Raw genomic sequence first — 16796 nt, forward strand, 5'->3', positions numbered from 1 at the left:
GCTACTCCTTCACCGTGCTTCCCACCGCGGGGAGCCACCAGTTTTCCACGTGGAACAACCTCACGTACATCGTGTCGATTCCTCCGGGCCGCGTGTTTCCGCTCACGGCGGAATCGCGGCGGCGAGGAAGGACGCGGCGACGATCAGGACACGTGCACCGTGGGGCGGCGCTTGGCGTCGTGCTCGGCCTGGCGGAGCACTTCGTGGCACACCGCGGCGACCTCGCCGGATCCCTCCACGAGGTACTTGCCCATGTTGAGCACGGGGTTCATCTCGGACCACTGGAAGTAGACCTCCGGCACCACACCTGTCTCGTCGCGGATGTAGAGGAGCACGGCGGCGATGGTGTTCGCGATGCTGCCGGAGCGGACCTTGAGCAGGCGATAGCCGAACTTCTCGATGCCGCGGACCTCCAGGTCCTCCTCGAAGTCCGAGGAGTCGCGCGGCCAGACCTCGAGCAGGATGACCCGGGAGCGGCCGGGGATGTGGCCGAACTTGCGCTCGGCGCGGACCTTGTCGCGGTACTCCTTCTTGGTGTCCACGTCGGGCTCGTGGGAGACGATCCGAATGGCGTGCTGGGCGGCGGCGTCGTCGCGGATGAACTCGAGCGCCTTGTCGTCGAAGGTGATCGACGAGGCGCGCAGTTCGAAGGAGCGCCGCACGCGGGAGCCGATGGAGACCACGGCGATGGCGAGGATGAACAGCGCGGCGATCCGGACGCCGTCGGGGCGCTCGATGATGTTGTCGATCGTGGTGTACACGAAGACCGCGGAGATCAGCCCGAAGGCCCAGGTGGCCGTGGCCTGCCGCTTCCGGCGCGCGGAGATCGTCACGGCGATCGCGGCGGACGTCATGAGCACCAGGACGCCGGTGGCGTAGGCGCCGCCCTGGGCGTTCACGTCGGCCTCGAAGATGAGCACGATCACCAGGGCGATCACCGTGAGCACCACGACCAGGGGCCGGACCGCGGAGGCCCAGCGCGGAGCCATGCCGTACCGGGGCAGGTACCGGGGCACCAGGTTGAGCAGGCCGGCCATGGCCGACGCGCCGGCGAACCAGAGGATCGCCACCGTCGAGACGTCGTAGACGGTGCCGAAGCCGTTGCCGAGGTACTCGTGTGCGAGCCACGCCAGGGCGCGACCGTTGGCGCCGCCGCCGGGCTCGAACTCCTTGGCGGGGATGAGCACCGTGGTCGCGAAGCTCGAGGTGGCGAGCAGGACACTCATGATCACGGCGGCGGTCGTCAGCAGGCGTCCCGTGTCGCGGATCCGCTTCGCCGGGTACTCGGGGGGATCGTTCGGATCGCCCTTGATCTGGGGCATCACGGCGACACCGGTCTCGAAACCCGATAGCCCCAGCGCCAGTTTCGGGAAGACGATCAGCGCCACGGCGATCACCATGAGCGGGTTCGAATGCTGCGTCCAGAGCATGTCCTGCCAGTCCAGGACCTTCTGCGGACGCTCGGCCACGTGCCACAGGGAGACACCGATGACGACCACGTTGAGCGCCAGGTAGACCGTCACCAGGACCACGGCCGTCCCGATCGCCTCCCGGAAGCCCTTGAGGAAGATCACGCCCAACAGCAGCACCAGGCCCAGCGTGATCGGGATGTTCGCGCCGTGGAAGAAAGACGGGACCAGGGGATTCTCGACGATGTGCTCGGCGGCGTCCGACGACGACAGGGTGATGGTGATGATGAAGTCGGTGGCCGCGAAGCCGAGCAGCACGAGGACGAAGAGCTTCCCGCCCCACCACGGCAGGAGTCGCTCGAACATGGCCAGTGAGCCGGAGCCGTTGAAGCTCTCGCGCGAGACGCGCTTGTACACGGGCAGCGCACCGAACAGCGTCAGCGCGATGAGTACCAGCGTGGCGATGGGGGAGATGACGCCCGCGGCGATGAACGCGATAGCGGGCTGGTAGCCGAGGGTCGAGAAGTAGTCGACGCCGGTCAGGCACATGACTTTCCACCACGGCTGCGGATGCTCGGCATCGGTCGCGTGGGGTCCGACGTGGGTGCCGGCCCGCTCAGACATGCCGCTGAGGAACCAGTCGCGGGTGCGGTCCGAGAACCGCGGTAAGCCGATCACGCGGTTCACAGTAGCCCTCGGCGGTCCCGACCGTCGGCCACCCGCCCGGCGGTGTCCGGTAACGACCGTTCCTGTGGATGACGCGCGGCGCGGAGAAGGTTTCGTAACGAAAGTGGGGACGGTCCGCGCTGACGGGGCGTCGCCGTCGGGCCGCTCCACCAGCATGGCGGACATGACGAAACAACACACGGATCCCGCCCTGACCATCGACTCCGTCAGCGACCTGATCATCGCTGTCCCCGCCCTCCTGGGGTTCTATCCGACGAGGTCGGTGGTCCTGCTGGCCCACGACGAAGTGACGGGCAGGATCGGCGCGACCGCCCGCACAGACCTGTCGCTGACCGGTTCCGACGCCCTTCGGAAGGACGCGCGGACGCATCTGTCCGAGGCGGTCCGGATCCTGCGCAATCAGGGCGCCGACCGCCTGTTCTGCCTCATCATCGATGATCGCCCACTGGTCCGCGCCGTACCCGCGGTCCTCCGCACCCTCGAGGAGGCGGGACGCGCGCTGATCGCCGCCGAGCCCGATCTCGAGATCATCGACCTGGTGCTCGTGGACCGGATCGCGGAGGGGCAGCGGTGGGTGTGCCGGCACGGTGAGAGCGGGGTGCTGCCGGACCCGGGTTCCTCGCCGCTGATGGTCGCGGCGGTGATCGAGGGTCGTGTCATCCACGAGTCCCGGACGGAGCTGACCGCCCTGCTCGCGGAGGAGGGGCCCGGCATCGTCGCGGACCGGTGCCGGGACGCCGCGGCGTACGAGGCCGACGGCGATCCGTGCGAGCTGCTCGCGGCTGTGGTCGGCGCGGTGACCGCGCACCGCCCGGGCGGCCTGTCCGACGCCGATGTCGCCCTGCTGGGTGGTGCGCTCCTCGACATCCAGGTCCGGGACGCGGCGATGGCGCTCGGGCTCACCGTCATGGCCGACGAGGCGCGCCTCCTGTTCGCCGAGCTCGCGCGGCGCCTGCGCGGCACGCCGCGCGCGGCCGCCGCCACCCTCGTCGCGGCCTCCGGGTACTTGCGCGGAGACGGGCCGCTCACCGGTATCGCGCTCGACGCCGCGCTCAGTGCGGACCGGCACTACCGTGGCGCCAGGCTCCTCGCGGAGGCGTTGGGCGCCGGTATGCATCCCGGGGAGCTATGCGCCACCGCGGAGATCGGGGCCGCGATCGCGCGCCGGCTCGGGGTGGAGCTCCCGCCGCGCGACGCCGACTACCCGCTCGCGGGATGAGCGTCTCAGGAACGGCGTGCGGCGTGTGCGCGGTCGCCGAGGGCCAGGGTGAACTCCCACGCATCCGCGACGATCTCGCGCAGGTCCGTCTTCTGCGGGCGCCAGCCCAGCACGTCGATCGCGCGCTGCGACGAGGCGACCAGCACCGCGGGATCGCCCGCGCGCCGCTCGGCGGCGGTCTCGGGGATCTCGCGCCCCGTCACCTCACGGCAGGTGTCGATCACCTGGCGCACCGAGAATCCCGCTCCCGAACCGAGATTGAAGATCTCATGGGTCCCCGGCCGCGCGTGGTCGAGCGCCAGCAGATGCGCCTCGGCGAGGTCCCGCACGTGCACGTAGTCGCGGACCGCGGTGCCGTCCGCGGTGGGGTAATCCGAGCCGAAGACGGCGATGTCGCCGCGCTGACCCAGCGCCGTCTGCAGGACGAGCGGGATCAGGTGGGTCTCGATCTCGCGGTTCTCGCCCAGGCCCGCGTAGCTGCCCGCGACATTGAAGTAGCGCAGCGACACCGCTGCCAGACCGTACGCGGTGGCGTAGGAGCTGATCGCTGCATCGATCGCGAGCTTCGTCGCGCCGTAGGTGTTGGTGGGCGCCGTGCGCGCGCTCTCGGTGATCGGAACGACCTCCGGCTCACCGTAGGTGGCGGCGGTGGACGAGAAGACCAGGCGCGGGACACCGGCCGCGAGCATCGCATCGAGCAGGGTGAGCGTGCTGACCACGTTGCCCTGCCAGTACTTGTGCGGATGCGAAACCGATTCACCCACCAGGGATTTGGCGGCGAAATGCAGGACCCCGTCGAAATCGCCGTCGGCGAGCAGCGGGCGCGCCGCCTGGGCCACGTCGCCCTCGACGAAGGTCGCGCCCGCCGGAACGGCGTCCCGGTTGCCCGTACTCAGGTCGTCGAGAACCGTGACCTCGTGGCCGCGTTCGAGCAGTACCTGTGTGCACACGCTGCCCACGTAGCCGGCACCGCCGGTGACCACCAGACGCATCGGCTAGACCGCCTCGACGAAGACCGCGTGGGCCATCTCGTCGGGAAGCTCGAAGTCCTCGTGCCCCGCGGCGGAGATGACCACGCCGCCGCGCTGCACCGTCACGGCGATGCGGGCGTCGGGGACCACACCCGCGGTGCGGAACCGCGCGATGAGATCGGAGTCGGCCTGCACGTGCTCCGCCAGCCGCTTGATCACCACGGCGGTGGGGCCGCCCTGTGGGAGGTCGGTCAGGCGTGCGGGCCGCGCGGGCTCACCGCTGACGACGACCCCGAGTTCCTCGAGGCCGGGGATCGGGTTGCCGTAGGGCGAGGTGGTGGGATTGCCCAGCACGTCCAGCAGGCGGCGCTCCACGTCCTCACTCATCACGTGTTCCCACCGGCAGGCCTCCGCGTGCACGTTCTCCCACTGCAGGCCGATGACGTCCACCAGGAGCCGCTCCGCGAGCCGATGCTTGCGCATCACGGCGATCGCCAGCTGCCGGCCCTTGTCGCTGAGCTCGAGGTGACGATCTCCCGCGACCCGGACCAGGCCGTCGCGTTCCATCCGCTGCACCGTCTGGGAGACGGTGGGACCACTCTGCTCGAGACGCTCCGCGATCCGCGCCCGAAGGGGGACGACGCCCTCCTCCTCGAGCTCGTAGATGGTCCGCAGGTACATCTCGGTGGTGTCCACCAGATCGTTCACGTGTCCAGCTCCTTATCGTCACCGTCGAGCTTAACCGAGACGGGCGACGGTCCCCGGTACTTAAGGTTACCTAACTTGGCCGCGGCTCGGTGGCCCAACGACTAAGGTCGTGGTCCATGGCACGGTTCCCCGACTCCCAGGTGGTCTGGGATCCTTCGGTCCTCGATTACCACTTCTCGCACTCGCACCCGATGGACCCCGTCCGACTCCGCCTGACCATGGAACTCGCGCGGATGCTCGGCGTTCTCGACGGGGTCGAGACGGTGAGTCCCGGGGCGTTCGACCCGCTCGAACTCGGCCGCGCCCATACCGACGACTACCTGGCGGCGGTACGCGTCGCCGGCTCGGGTCGCTCCCGGATCGATCTCACGGGCTACGGGCTCGGCAACGACGACAATCCGATCTTCCTGCGGATGCACGAGGCCGCGGCGAGCCTCGTCGGCTCGACCCTCACCGGCGCCCAGGCGATCGCCTCCGGCACCACCACCCGCGCCGTCAACATCGCGGGCGGCATGCATCACGCGATGCGCTCGCACGCCTCAGGGTTCTGCATCTACAACGACGCCGCGATCGCGATCTCGTGGCTGCTCGACAACGGCTTCGACCGGATCGCCTACATCGACATCGACGCCCACCACGGCGACGGCGTGCAGGCTCAGTTCTGGAACGACCCGAGGGTCCTCACCGTCTCGATGCACGAGGACCCGCAGCACCTGTGGCCCAATACCGGCTACCCGACGGAACTCGGTGGGCCCGAGGCCCGGGGTACGGCCGTCAACATCCCCGTGCCCGCCTTCTGCCCCGACGGCTTGTGGTTACGTGCCTTCCACGCGGTCGTGCCGTCCGTCGTCCGGGAGTTCCGGCCCCAGCTCATCCTGAGCCAGTGCGGCTGCGATTCCCACGCCACGGATCCGCTGACCGATCTGGCGCTCACCGTCGACGGACAGCGCGCCGCGATCCTCGCGATGCGCGACCTGGCCGACGAGCTCTGCGACGGCCGGTGGCTCGCCGTCGGCGGCGGCGGCTATCAACTCGTGCACGTCGTGCCCCGCGCCTGGACCCATCTCATCGGCGCCGTCGTCGGCGTCGACATCGACCCCGCCACGCCGATTCCGCAGGAGTGGAAGGACCTCGCCGCGAGCCTGCCCGCCGACCAGGTCGGCATGGTCGACGCCCTGCCGGCGACCATGGGCGAGGGCGGCGACACCACCTTCACGCGCTGGGAGCCCTCGTCCTACGACCCCACGACCGAGCCGATGGACGCCGCCGCCGACCGGTTCATCGCCCGCGCCCGCTCCGCTGTGTTTCCCCTTCACGGACTCGACCCGGAGGACCCTCGTGACTGACGCGACCCCCCACCCGTCGGGTCCCTCCACCGACCCGTTCCCGGCGCCGAGCGTGCAGGCACCGTCGGGCCCCTACGAGTTCCCCGTGCACTGGGTCGCGGACGTCCTCGCCTCGGACGGCGGCGTCGTGCACCTGCGGCCCGTGGTGCCGGACGACGCCGACGCGATGGTCGAGTTCCATGCAGGGCTCTCCGAGCGGACCCGCTACCTGCGCTACTTCGGGCCGTACCCCGTGATGCCGCCGCGCGATGTCGCGCGGATGACGACGGTCGACCACGAGCAGCGCGTCTGCCTGCTCGCGATCCTCGCCGGCAAGATCATCGCCGTCGGCCTCTACGAGGGTCTCGCCGACGCCGGCAAGCCGACATCGGCGGAGGTCGCCTTCGTCGTCGCCGACGAACACCAGGGTCGCGGCCTCGGCCCGATCCTCCTCGAACACCTCGCCGGCGCCGCGGCCGAGAACGGCTTCCACCGGTTCGAGGCGGAGGTCCTCGCCGAGAACCGGTACATGGTCAACGTCTTCAAGGCGGCGGGCTACGAACTGCGCCGCAGTTTCGACGGCAGCGTCGTGCACGTCGAGTTCGGGATCGACCCGACCGAGGCGCTGGTCGCCGTGCGCAACGCCCGCGAACTGGCGTCGGAGGCGCGCAGCGTGAGCAATGCGCTGCGCCCCACCTCGATCGCGGTGATCGGCGCCTCGGCCACCCACGGCAAGGTCGGCCACGCGGTGCTGCGCAACATCATCGCCGGGGACTTCGCGGGCCCCGTCTACCCGGTGCACCCGGAGCGCCGCTCCGTGGCCGGCATCCGCGCCTACGAGTCGGTGCGCGACATCCCCGACCAGGTGGACCTCGCCGTCGTCGCCGTGCCCGCCGACAACATGGACCAGGTGCTCGACGACTGCCTCGCCAAGGAGGTACGGACGCTGCTGGTCGTCTCGTCCGGCTTCTCCGACGCGGGCGGCCGGGGCAAGGAGTCCGAGCGGCGACTGCTCAAAGCCGTTCGCTCGCACGGGATGCGGCTGATCGGACCCAATGCGCTCGGCGTGATCAACACCGATCGTGACGTGCGGATCAACGCGACGCTGGCGCCCGTCGTGCCCGGTCGCGGCAACGTCGGCTTCTTCTGTCAGTCCGGCGCGCTCGGCATCGCGATCCTGGACACCGCGGCCAAACGCGGCGTGGGCCTGACGACCTTCGTCTCCGCCGGTAACCGCGCCGACGTCTCCGGCAACGACGTGCTGCAGTACTGGGACACCGACGACGCCACCGAGGTCGTGCTGCTCTACCTCGAGAGCTTCGGTAACCCCCGCAAGTTCGGGCGGATCGCCCAGCGCGTCTCCCGGCGCAAGCCGATCGTCGCCGTGCACCGCGGCGGGGTCGACGCGGACCGCCGCCGGCGCGGCTCGGAGGCGCTCTTCGAGAACTCGGGTGTGGTCCAGGTCGATTCGATTCCCGAGCTGTTCGACTGTGCCACCTTCTTCAGCTACCAGCCGCTCCCGGCGGGGCCGCGGGTCGCTGTGATCGGCAATTCGACGGCGCTCGGCGTGCTCGCGACTCACACGGGGATCCGGGCGGGCCTCGACGTCGCGCAGCCGGTGGACCTCGGGGCGGCCGCGACTCCCGAGGAGTTCGGCGCGGCGATCGACGCGGCCCTCGTCGACGACGGGGTGGACGCGATCATCGCGGTCTTCGTGCCGCCGGTGGAGGCCCAGCCCGAGGCGCACGCGGCCGTGCTGCTCGAGGCCTCGCGCAAGCAGATCAAGCCGATCGTCTCCACCTTCCTCGCCTTCGACGGCGTGGCCGAGATCCTCGCGGTCACCGACGAGCACGGCGTCCGAGTGCGCGGCTCCGTCCCCTCCTACCCGGAACCGGAGCGCGCCGCGCGGGTGCTCGCGCACGGTTGGCGCTACGCGCAGTGGCGCGCCCGCCCCGTCTCCGACACCGCGCGGCCCGACCGCACGGACGTGGAGACGGCGCGGACCCGGGTGCGGGAATGGCTGCCCGCGAGCGAGTCCGAGACGGGCCCCGTCACCCTGAGCTTCGCGCAGAGCGCGGAACTGCTGGGGCTCTACGGGATCGGCGTCGTGGCCTTCGATGTCGCCTCCACCCCGGAGGAGGCCGTCGCTGCCGCCGACCGCCTCGGCTACCCCGTGGCGGTCAAGGCGATGGGGGAGCGGTGGCGGCTGCGCGCCGACCTCGCGGCGGTGCGCCTGGACCTCGCCGGCCCCCAGGCCGTGGCCGACGCCTTCGCCGAGCTCGCGCTGACCACGGGGGAGTCCACCCTGCACGTGCAGCGCATGGCGGCCAAGGGGATCGGCTGCGCGGTGGGCTACGAGAACGATCCGCGGATCGGCCCGCTGCTGTCCTTCGGGCTCAGCGGCGCGGTGCCCGAACTCCTCGGCGACCGCGCGTACCGCCTGCTGCCGCTGACGAACGCCGCCGCGGCCGATCTCGTGACCGCCACCCGGTCGGCCCCGCTGCTCGACGGTTTCGCCGGCGAATCGGGGGTGGACCGGGCCGCGCTCACCGATCTGGTGACCCGCCTCGCGGCGCTCGCCTACGAGGTGCCCGAGATCGTCTCGATCGACTGCCAACCCATCCTCGCCACCACCGACGGTGCCTCGGTGCTGTCCGCGGTGATCCGGATCGGCCACGCCAGTGACGTGCTCGCCCAACAAGCGGAACCGCGCCGGCTGTAGCAGCCGACGCGGTTCCTACCGTGGTGGTTTCTAGCTCGCGTACGCGCGCAGCCGGTCGGCGCGCTCGCCGTTGCGGAGCTTGCTCATGACCTCGCGCTCGATCTGGCGGACGCGCTCGCGGGAGAGCCCGAAGAGCTTGCCGATCTGATCGAGGGTGCGGGGCTGGCCGTCGTCGAGGCCGTAGCGCAGGCGGATGACCTGCTGCTCGCGCTCGTCGAGCGTGGCGAGCACCGACCGCACGTCGCTGTGCATGAGCCGCGAGATGACGGCGGACTCGGCGGAGGCGGCTTCGGCGTCCTCGATGAAGTCGCCCAGCGGCGCCTCCTCGTCGGACCCGACGGGCATGTCGAGGCTCACCGGATCCCGGGAGTGGTCCATGAGGTCGGCGATCTTCTCCGCCGGGATGCCCGACTCCTCCGCCAGCTCCGCGTCGGTGGCCTCGCGGCCCAGTTGCTGGTGCAGCTCACGCCGGATGCGGGCCAGCTTGTTCACCTGCTCCACGAGGTGGACGGGCAGGCGGATGGTGCGGGACTGGTCGGCCATGCCGCGCGTGATGGCCTGGCGGATCCACCAGGTGGCGTAGGTCGAGAACTTGAAGCCCTTGGCGTAGTCGAACTTCTCCATGGCGCGGATCAGTCCGAGGTTGCCCTCCTGGATCAGGTCCAGCAGCGGCATCCCGCGCCCGGTGTAGCGCTTGGCGAGGGAGACGACGAGGCGCAGGTTGGCCTCCAGTAGGTGCTGGCGGGCGGCCTGCCCGTCCCGGACCACGAACGCCAGGTCACGCTTCTTCGACGCCGCCATCCGCTTCTTCGTCTCCAGCAGGTGCTGCGCGTACAGACCGGCCTCGATCCGCTTGGCCAGATCGACCTCGTCCTCCGCAGACAGCAGGGCGGTGCGACCGATGCCGTTCAGGTACACGCGCACCAGGTCCGCGGCGGGACTCTGGGCGTCGAGATCGGCCTCGGTCAGCGGGGGCCGCACCCGATCAGCGGGGCGGGCTGCGGTGCTAGCGGTGTTGACGCGGTGTGCCATGTGGCTGCCTCCTGTTCGCCGGTACATGAGGTTCAACGGACGGCGGGCCCGCAGAGTTCCCGAGCCCGGATCCCCTGACCTGCGCAAACCCGGAGGAGGTCTGAGAAGTTGCTTAGAGGAAGGTTACGAATCCGTGCCGGTGGAGATCCGCGAGCAAGCGCCGGGCGGATTCGGCCAGTCCGTCGACGCCCGTGGCCGCCTCCAGCAGGATCACGAGGTCCTCGGTGGGGAGTTCGCCGCGGCAGCCCGCGAGCAGGCGGGCACCGGCGTCGTCGAGCTCGTGGCTCCAGCGCGGGCCCGACATCCGGGTGACGCGCACCGCCACCTCGTCCCAGCCCTCCTCGCCGGCCACCGATACGCGCTCGAGCGCGACGTCGTCGCCCAGTAGCGGACGGGCGGCGTCGAGGTCCGCCTCGCGCAGCCACGCCATCCGCGCGAAGTGCGCGGGCACCTCGTCGCCGAGCGGATCGTCGAACGGGTGGGCGAGTTCCTCGCAGACCACCTCGGACGGCCCGTCGATCGCCCGGAGCAGCACGAAACCGAAGCCGATGCCCGTGACGCCGGCGTCCGCGAGGTGTGCGAGCCAGCGGTCCGACTTCGCGCGGCCCTCGCCGAGGCGCGGGTCCAGCCCCTCGTCGCGCAGCCAGGTCCCGACGTACAGCGCGGGATCCGCGACGTCGCGCTGCAGCACCCAGGCCGCGACACCCTCGTCGGGCAGCCACGACGCGACCCGGGCCTGCCAGGACTCGTCCTCGCGGTGCACCCAGGAGGCGAGCAGCGCGGCCGTACCGCCCGGTGCCAGGTGCGACGGTGCGCCGCGCACCACCAGCTCCGACGCCCCGTCGAGGTCGAGCCCGGAGTCGCGATAGGTGTGGTCGACCCGGCCCTCGCCCACCACGAACGGCGGGTTGGCCAGCACCAGATCGAACCGGCGGCCGGCGACGGGCGCGAACCAGTCGCCCGTCAGCACCTCCACGTCCACGCCGTTGAGCGCCGCGGACGCGGTGGCGAAGCCCGCGGCGCGCTCGCTCACGTCGGTGGCCGTCACCGCGTCCGCGAACCGGGTGGCAGCGCACGCGTGCACACCGCAGCCCGTTCCGAGGTCGAGGACGGTGCCGACGGGTTCGCGCGGGGTGGCGCGCAGCAGCGACTGCGAGGCGTGCCCCACGCCCAGCACGTGTTCCCGGTGCTGCGGGTGCGGCCGCATGAGGCCGTCCAGGTCGGAGAGGAACCACTGCGGGCCGTCCGGCAGGTCCAGGGGCCGCAGGCTCAGCGCGGCGCGCACCCGCGCCGGATCCTCCGGGTCGGGCTCGAGCAGGCCGGCCGCGATCGCCTCGTCGACGGTGACGGGCGCGAGGGCACCGTCGACCTGCGGACGCGGGACCGGCGCGGCGGCGAGGAACAGGCGGATCAGCACGTCGAGCGGTGCGGCGCTCGATGCGGCGGCCTCGACGGGGCCGGGCTCGCCGCGCGAGAGGCAGCCGTAGGCCGCGCCCAGGCGGTCGGCGACGACGGCCTCCGAGAAGTCGGCGGCGGCCAGCACGGGACCGAGCCGACGGCACAGCGGTGCCAGGCCGGGGGAGAGGAGCACGGCGCGGACGCTACTCGCCGCGGGCGACGACGGTGGTGATCGGGTGCCGCTGCAGGGCCAGGCGGTCGAGCTTGCGGCGGGTGAACCGGTCCGGCTCGCCCTTGCGCTTGCGCGGCCGGTCGTTGGCGCGGATCACGGCGATCCACGGAATCGGGATGGACCCCGCGAGCACGGCCAGCGCGATCATCCAGTTGCCGGTCGCGGAGTAGATCCATGCCGAGATGACGAGGGCGGGAATCCGGATCGCCATGATCATCAGGTACCGGCGGACCCGCCGCCGGTGCTGCTCCTCGTACGAGTCCTCCGCATCGGTGATGAGGTAGGTGTTCTCATCCTGGTTTCCCACACTTCGATCGTCCCACTGCGGCTGGCAGAATGAAAGTCATGAGTACGAAGACCCTGGAGAAGCCGGATGTCGATGTCGATGCGGATACCGGCAACGACGACGACAGTCCCAAGTTCTTCCACTACGTGCGGAAGAACAAGATCGCCGAGTCCGCCGTGATGGGCAACTTCGTCGTCGCGCTGTGCGGCGAGACCTTCCCCGTCACGAAGTCGGCCAAGCCGGGCTCGCCGGTGTGCCCGGACTGCAAGAAGATCTACGACCGCATGAAGAAGTAGCCGCTCAGCGCGGCTCCACCTCGCGCGGTGGACGGCCGGGCGCCACGCGCGGGACGCCCGCCTCCACGGTGCGCCGTGCCGGGACGTCGGTCTCGACGGTGCGCCTGGTCGCCTCCGCCCGAGGCGCCGCGGTTCTCGGCGCGTCGGGCGCGGAGGCCGCGACCGTCCGGTCGGCGTCGGGTCGCTGGCGCCGCCGGATCGGGTCGGTCGCGCGGCGCAGGCCCTCGGCGGCGGCCTTGCCGGGGTCGGAGTTGCCCGCCTCCTTGATCTGCTCGACGACCCAGTCGCGCAGCTGGTCGGTGCGGATCTCCCGCGCCGGCCAGCGGTCCTGCAGCGCGGCGTTGAACTCGGCCCCGACCATCACCGCGAAGCCGAGGAAGAAGGTGAAGAGCAGGAAGGCGATCGGCGTGGCGAGCGCGCCGTAGGAGATGCCGCGGCCGGACGCGATGAAGGACAGGTAGACGCGCAGGCCCGTCGACGCCACGAGGAAGATGAGCGCTGCGAGCGCCGCGCCCGGCAGGTGCCGGTACCAGGGCAGCGGCCGCGGGAGGGCCTGCCGGTAGAGCAGCGCCAGGCCGCTGACCAGCATGAGTACGACGAAGGGCAGGTACCCGATGTCGATGAGCTGCCCGACCGCCGGGTGCCAGGACGCGGGGATGTAGGTCACGATGAAGCTGGGCCCCAGCGCCACCAGCGGCAGCGTGAAGACGGCGATCACTAGGAACTCCATGTAGAGCAGCAGCGCGAAGAACCGCTGGTGCACGGCGCCTCGGACCGTGTGCTGATCGTGGGCCATGCTGATCGAGTCCACGTACGACGACAGCGCCGAGGAGCCGGCCCACAGGGCGATGATGAAGCCCACCGAGACGACGTCGCCGCGGCCCTGCTGCAGCACCCCGTCGACCATGGGCCGGATGATCTCGTCCACCACGTTGGGGGTGAAGACGCGCAACGCGAAGGAGATCAGCCGGTCGTGGATGACCCCGATGGTGTCGGGGCCGAACCAGTTCGCCACATAGCCGATGAGTCCCATCAGCGCGAGTAGCAGGGGGGCCAGCGAGAGCGTGGTCCAGAACGCGGCCTGGGCGCTGTGACCGACGATCGAGTCGTCCCAGGACTTGACCACGGTGCGCCACAGGACGTGCGGCAACCCCTTCACCACGGCCCACGCGCGCGACGGGAAGGAGGTACGGGCGGGCCGATCCAGGTCCTGGGTGTGCGGACCCGGATCGAGCGGTCCGGCGTTCTTCGCCGGGCCCGGTTGCCGGTCTCCCGGCGTGCCGTCTGCGTCGTCCATCACGTCCAGTCTTGCGCACCGGGGCCGATCACGCCGGAACTCGGACCACCGCGTGTTGCGCGTAGACTGCTTCCCGGGCTCTTCGATCGGCCCGCCCACGGCGCCGCCCGCGCCGGGTGGGCCCTGTCTCGTGCTTAGGGGGTGCTTTTCTCGATGGCGGTTTCACTTCGTGTCTGGCAGCGCCGTGCGCTCACGAAGTACCTGACCGCGAAGCCGCAGGACTTCCTCGCCGTCGCGACGCCGGGCGCCGGCAAGACGACCTTCGCGCTGCGCGTGGCCTCCGAACTGCTCGCCGACCGCACCGTCGAACGGGTGACGGTGGTCGCGCCGACCGAGCACCTGAAGTACCAGTGGGCCGAGGCCGCGGCCCGCAACGGTATCAACCTCGACCCGAACTTCAGTAACTCCACCGGCTCGACGTCGTCGGACTTCGACGGTGTGGTGATCACCTACGCGCAGGTGGGCATGCACCCGTACAAGCACCACGCGCGCACCTCGGCCTACAAGACCCTGGTGATCCTCGACGAGATCCACCACGCCGGTGACGCGAAGAGCTGGGGCGAGGGCGTACGCGAGGCCTTCGACGGTGCCACCCGCCGGCTGGCGCTCACGGGTACCCCGTTCCGCAGCGACGACAATCCGATCCCGTTCGTCACCTACGAGCCCGAGGCGGGTGGTGGCCAGCGGTCGAAGGCGGACCACGTCTACGGCTACTCCGACGCGCTCGCCGACGGGGTCGTGCGCCCCGTCGTCTTCCTCGCCTACTCGGGCCAGGCCAGCTGGCGCACCAGCGCGGGGGAGGAGTTCACCGCGCGCCTCGGCGAGCCCCTGAGCAAGGAACAGACGGCCCGCGCCTGGCGCACGGCGCTCGACCCGCACGGCGACTGGATCCCGGCCGTGCTGCAGGCCGCCGACACTCGGCTGGACCAGCTGCGGCGCGCGATGCCGGACGCCGGCGGCCTGGTGATCGCCACCGACCAGTCCACCGCCCGCGACTACGCCGAGCTGCTCGAGGAGATCAGCGGCGAGAAGGTCACGGTCGTGCTCTCCGACGATCCGACCGCCTCGAAGCGGATCTCCGCGTTCTCCGAGGGCACCGACAAGTGGATGGTCGCCGTCCGCATGGTGTCGGAAGGCGTCGACGTGCCGCGCCTGGCCGTCGGCGTGTACGCGACCAGCGCCTCGACGCCGCTGTTCTTCGCGCAGGCGATCGGGCGTTTCGTGCGACTGCGGGTCCCCGGCGAGACCGCGAGCGTCTTCCTGCCGTCCGTGCCGGTGCTGCTCGACCTCGCCGCGAAGCTCGAGGAACAGCGCGACCACGTGCTCGGCAAGCCGCACCGCGAGTCGGACGGGCTCGAGGACGCGCTGCTCATCGACGCCAACAAGCAGAAGGACGAGCCGGGCGAGGAGGAGAAGGCGTTCGTCTCGCTGCACGCCGACGCCGAGCTCGACCAGCTCATCTACGACGGTTCCTCGTACGGCACCGCGACCTTCGCCGGCAGCGAGGAGGAGGCCGACTACCTCGGCCTGCCCGGCCTGCTCGACGCGGAGCAGATGCGGGCGCTGCTGCAGCAACGGCAGAAGGACCAGGTGGCCGTGCGGTCGACCGCGCCGGAGCGGCCGGCTCCGCCGCCGGAGGTCGAGGAGCGGGCCACCGCCGGCGCGCAGCTCTCGGCGCTGCGCCGCGAACTCAACTCGCTCGTTGCGATGCATCACCACCGCACCGGCAAGCCGCACGGCGTGGTGCACAACGAGCTGCGCAGCAAGCTGGGCGGGCCGGTCACGGCGATGGCGAGCGCCGATCAGCTGCGGGAGCGGATCGCCGCGCTGCGCACCTGGAAGTGAGCGATACGACGACGGCGCCGCGCACCCGGAAGTAGGGCGGGTGCGCGGCGCCGTGGTCGATTCGAGCCGGCCGATACGAGCTAGACGGAGGCGGGTGCCCCCAGGATCGCGGCGCCCTGCGACTCCAGCTCGTCCCGGTGCTCGGTGAAGTGATGCCCGCAGAAGAGCAGCTCGAACCCCGAGGGGAGAACCGCACGGACCTGCGCGGCCGCCGAGCAACGATCGCACCGGTCGGACGCCGTCAGGGGAGCGAAGGCATCGCCCGCGGGGGCCTCAGAAGTGACTGTGTTCGTCATGATTCCTCCGTTCCTCATGAATCTTCTCTACATCTGTCTATACGTTCGAGGCTACCCATTTGTTCCACCGCATCCGGGATGTCGGCGCCGTGTTCTCGCAGGGTGAACACGGCGGGCGGCGGGAGGACGGGGCCGTCGACGTCGCTAGGGTATGGCGCGTGACACAGCTGATGATCCCCGCGATGTTCGTGATCGGGGCGATCAGCCAGTACATCGGTGCATCGCTGGGCGTCGGCCTGTTCGAGCAGCTCTCGCCCGTCGCGGTGGCCTGGCTGCGCGGCGCCGGGGCCGGCCTGATCCTGCTGGTGGCGCTCCGGCCGTGGCGCCGGGACTGGTCGCGGGCGCGGCTGCGCGCCGCCGCCCTGTTCGGCACCGTGACCATCGCCATGAACATGGCCTTCTACGAGGCGATCGACCACATCGACCTCGGCACGGCCGTCGCCATCGAGTTCCTGGGCCCGATCACGGTGGCCGTGGTCGGCTCGCGCCGCCTCGTCGACCTGCTCGCCGCCGCCGCCGCGCTCGCCGGGGTGGTGTGCGTCGCGGGCGTCAACCTCGACGGCGCCGGGATCGGGTCCGACGGTGCGCTGGGCGTCGTCTTCGCACTGCTCGCGGCGGCCCTGTGGGCCGGGTACATCGTGCTCGGCAAGCGCGTCGCCGACGCCGGCGGCGGCATCGAGGGGCTCGGCGTCGGCCTGGCGGCCGGTGCCCTGGTGCTGGCGCTGCCCGGCCTCGGGCCGGATCTCGTCGCCCGGTCCGAGGCCTTCCTGCGCTGGGAGGTGTGGGTGCTCGGCGTGGGCCTCGGCCTGCTCAGCTCCGTGATCCCGTACGCGCTGGACCAGGTGGTGCTCACCCGGGTCGGGCGCGAGCGGTTCGCTCTCCTGCTCGCGCTGCTGCCCGTGACCGCCACCGGCGTCGGCGCGGTGATGCTGGACCAGCGGCCCGGATGGCTCGAGGCGGTGGGGATCGCCCTCGTCGTCACCGCGATCGCGCTGACCTCCCGTCGCGCGCCCGCGCCCGACACGGGTGGTTAGCCTCGCACAGCTTCCCGGTGTGGATCGGGTTAGATTCGA

At 71.0% G+C, this 16796-nt stretch carries 14 protein-coding genes; 6 read left to right on the plus strand and 8 right to left on the minus strand.

Features of this window, described 5'->3' with window-relative positions; all coding sequences use genetic code 11:
• Positions 1–143: 143 nt before the first annotated feature.
• The gene (locus AC21LY_RS18145; protein ID WP_489048044.1) at positions 144–2033 is read right to left on the minus strand and encodes an APC family permease; all 1890 of its coding nucleotides are present in this window, start codon (positions 2031–2033) and stop codon (positions 144–146) included.
• A gap of 226 nt (positions 2034–2259) precedes the next feature.
• On the opposite strand from AC21LY_RS18145, the gene AC21LY_RS18150 reads away from it, so the two are divergent.
• Complete coding sequence (locus AC21LY_RS18150) at positions 2260–3315, plus strand: DUF4192 domain-containing protein (RefSeq protein ID WP_489047958.1); 1056 nt, start codon at positions 2260–2262, stop codon at positions 3313–3315.
• Between the two features lie 5 nt (positions 3316–3320).
• Here the strand turns inward: AC21LY_RS18150 and galE are convergent, their stop codons facing one another.
• Together galE and AC21LY_RS18160 are read right to left on the minus strand one after the other, a co-directional pair.
• On the minus strand, positions 3321–4307 hold the full coding sequence (gene galE, locus AC21LY_RS18155) for a UDP-glucose 4-epimerase GalE (protein WP_489047959.1): 987 nt from the start codon (positions 4305–4307) through the stop codon (positions 3321–3323).
• Between the two features lie 3 nt (positions 4308–4310).
• Complete coding sequence (locus AC21LY_RS18160) at positions 4311–4994, minus strand: iron-dependent transcriptional repressor DtxR (protein ID WP_489047960.1); 684 nt, start codon at positions 4992–4994, stop codon at positions 4311–4313.
• Between the two features lie 116 nt (positions 4995–5110).
• Here AC21LY_RS18160 and AC21LY_RS18165 point away from each other — a divergent pair, with 116 nt between their 5' ends.
• Positions 5111–6340, plus strand: coding sequence for an acetoin utilization protein AcuC (locus AC21LY_RS18165; RefSeq protein ID WP_489047961.1), 1230 nt, complete (start codon positions 5111–5113; stop codon positions 6338–6340).
• Positions 6333–9041, plus strand: coding sequence for a bifunctional acetate--CoA ligase family protein/GNAT family N-acetyltransferase (locus AC21LY_RS18170; RefSeq protein WP_489047962.1), 2709 nt, complete (start codon positions 6333–6335; stop codon positions 9039–9041). Before AC21LY_RS18165 ends, AC21LY_RS18170 begins: the two co-directional genes overlap by 8 nt.
• A gap of 30 nt (positions 9042–9071) precedes the next feature.
• Here AC21LY_RS18170 and AC21LY_RS18175 read toward each other — a convergent pair whose 3' ends face one another.
• The 3 genes from AC21LY_RS18175 to AC21LY_RS18185 form a co-directional block, all read right to left on the minus strand.
• Positions 9072–10073: a sigma-70 family RNA polymerase sigma factor gene (locus AC21LY_RS18175; RefSeq protein WP_489047963.1), complete on the minus strand. Its 1002-nt coding sequence runs from the start codon at positions 10071–10073 to the stop codon at positions 9072–9074.
• 112 nt (positions 10074–10185) lie between these two features.
• Positions 10186–11664 (minus strand): DUF7782 domain-containing protein, encoded by a 1479-nt coding sequence (locus AC21LY_RS18180; RefSeq protein WP_489047964.1) that lies wholly within the window; start codon positions 11662–11664, stop codon positions 10186–10188.
• 10 nt (positions 11665–11674) lie between these two features.
• On the minus strand, positions 11675–12010 hold the full coding sequence (locus AC21LY_RS18185) for a DUF3099 domain-containing protein (RefSeq protein ID WP_489047965.1): 336 nt from the start codon (positions 12008–12010) through the stop codon (positions 11675–11677).
• A gap of 38 nt (positions 12011–12048) precedes the next feature.
• On the opposite strand from AC21LY_RS18185, the gene AC21LY_RS18190 reads away from it, so the two are divergent.
• On the plus strand, positions 12049–12285 hold the full coding sequence (locus AC21LY_RS18190) for a DUF3039 domain-containing protein (RefSeq protein ID WP_489047966.1): 237 nt from the start codon (positions 12049–12051) through the stop codon (positions 12283–12285).
• Between the two features lie 4 nt (positions 12286–12289).
• Here AC21LY_RS18190 and AC21LY_RS18195 read toward each other — a convergent pair whose 3' ends face one another.
• Positions 12290–13582, minus strand: coding sequence for a YihY/virulence factor BrkB family protein (locus AC21LY_RS18195; protein WP_489047967.1), 1293 nt, complete (start codon positions 13580–13582; stop codon positions 12290–12292).
• A 153-nt stretch (positions 13583–13735) separates the two neighbouring features.
• On the opposite strand from AC21LY_RS18195, the gene AC21LY_RS18200 reads away from it, so the two are divergent.
• Positions 13736–15427 (plus strand): DEAD/DEAH box helicase, encoded by a 1692-nt coding sequence (locus AC21LY_RS18200; RefSeq protein WP_489047968.1) that lies wholly within the window; start codon positions 13736–13738, stop codon positions 15425–15427.
• A gap of 80 nt (positions 15428–15507) precedes the next feature.
• On the opposite strand, the gene AC21LY_RS18205 is transcribed toward AC21LY_RS18200, so the two are convergent.
• Entirely contained in the window at positions 15508–15723 is a 216-nt protein-coding gene (locus AC21LY_RS18205) for a DUF7455 domain-containing protein (RefSeq protein WP_489047969.1), read from the minus strand.
• A 158-nt stretch (positions 15724–15881) separates the two neighbouring features.
• Between AC21LY_RS18205 and AC21LY_RS18210 the strand changes: the two genes are divergently transcribed.
• Positions 15882–16757, plus strand: coding sequence for an EamA family transporter (locus AC21LY_RS18210; protein WP_489047970.1), 876 nt, complete (start codon positions 15882–15884; stop codon positions 16755–16757).
• Positions 16758–16796: the final 39 nt, after the last annotated feature.

Source organism: Tsukamurella sp. II2bb, from assembly GCF_057815145.1.

Coding starts and splice junctions, on each gene's coding strand:
- AC21LY_RS18145 (WP_489048044.1), bottom strand. CDS start 2,033: ATGTCTGAGCGGGCCGGCACCCACGTCGGACCCCACGCGACCGATGCC.
- AC21LY_RS18150 (WP_489047958.1), top strand. CDS start 2,260: ATGACGAAACAACACACGGATCCCGCCCTGACCATCGACTCCGTCAGC.
- galE (WP_489047959.1), bottom strand. CDS start 4,307: ATGCGTCTGGTGGTCACCGGCGGTGCCGGCTACGTGGGCAGCGTGTGC.
- AC21LY_RS18165 (WP_489047961.1), top strand. CDS start 5,111: ATGGCACGGTTCCCCGACTCCCAGGTGGTCTGGGATCCTTCGGTCCTC.
- AC21LY_RS18175 (WP_489047963.1), bottom strand. CDS start 10,073: ATGGCACACCGCGTCAACACCGCTAGCACCGCAGCCCGCCCCGCTGAT.
- AC21LY_RS18190 (WP_489047966.1), top strand. CDS start 12,049: ATGAGTACGAAGACCCTGGAGAAGCCGGATGTCGATGTCGATGCGGAT.
- AC21LY_RS18195 (WP_489047967.1), bottom strand. CDS start 13,582: ATGGACGACGCAGACGGCACGCCGGGAGACCGGCAACCGGGCCCGGCG.
- AC21LY_RS18200 (WP_489047968.1), top strand. CDS start 13,736: ATGGCGGTTTCACTTCGTGTCTGGCAGCGCCGTGCGCTCACGAAGTAC.
- AC21LY_RS18205 (WP_489047969.1), bottom strand. CDS start 15,723: ATGACGAACACAGTCACTTCTGAGGCCCCCGCGGGCGATGCCTTCGCT.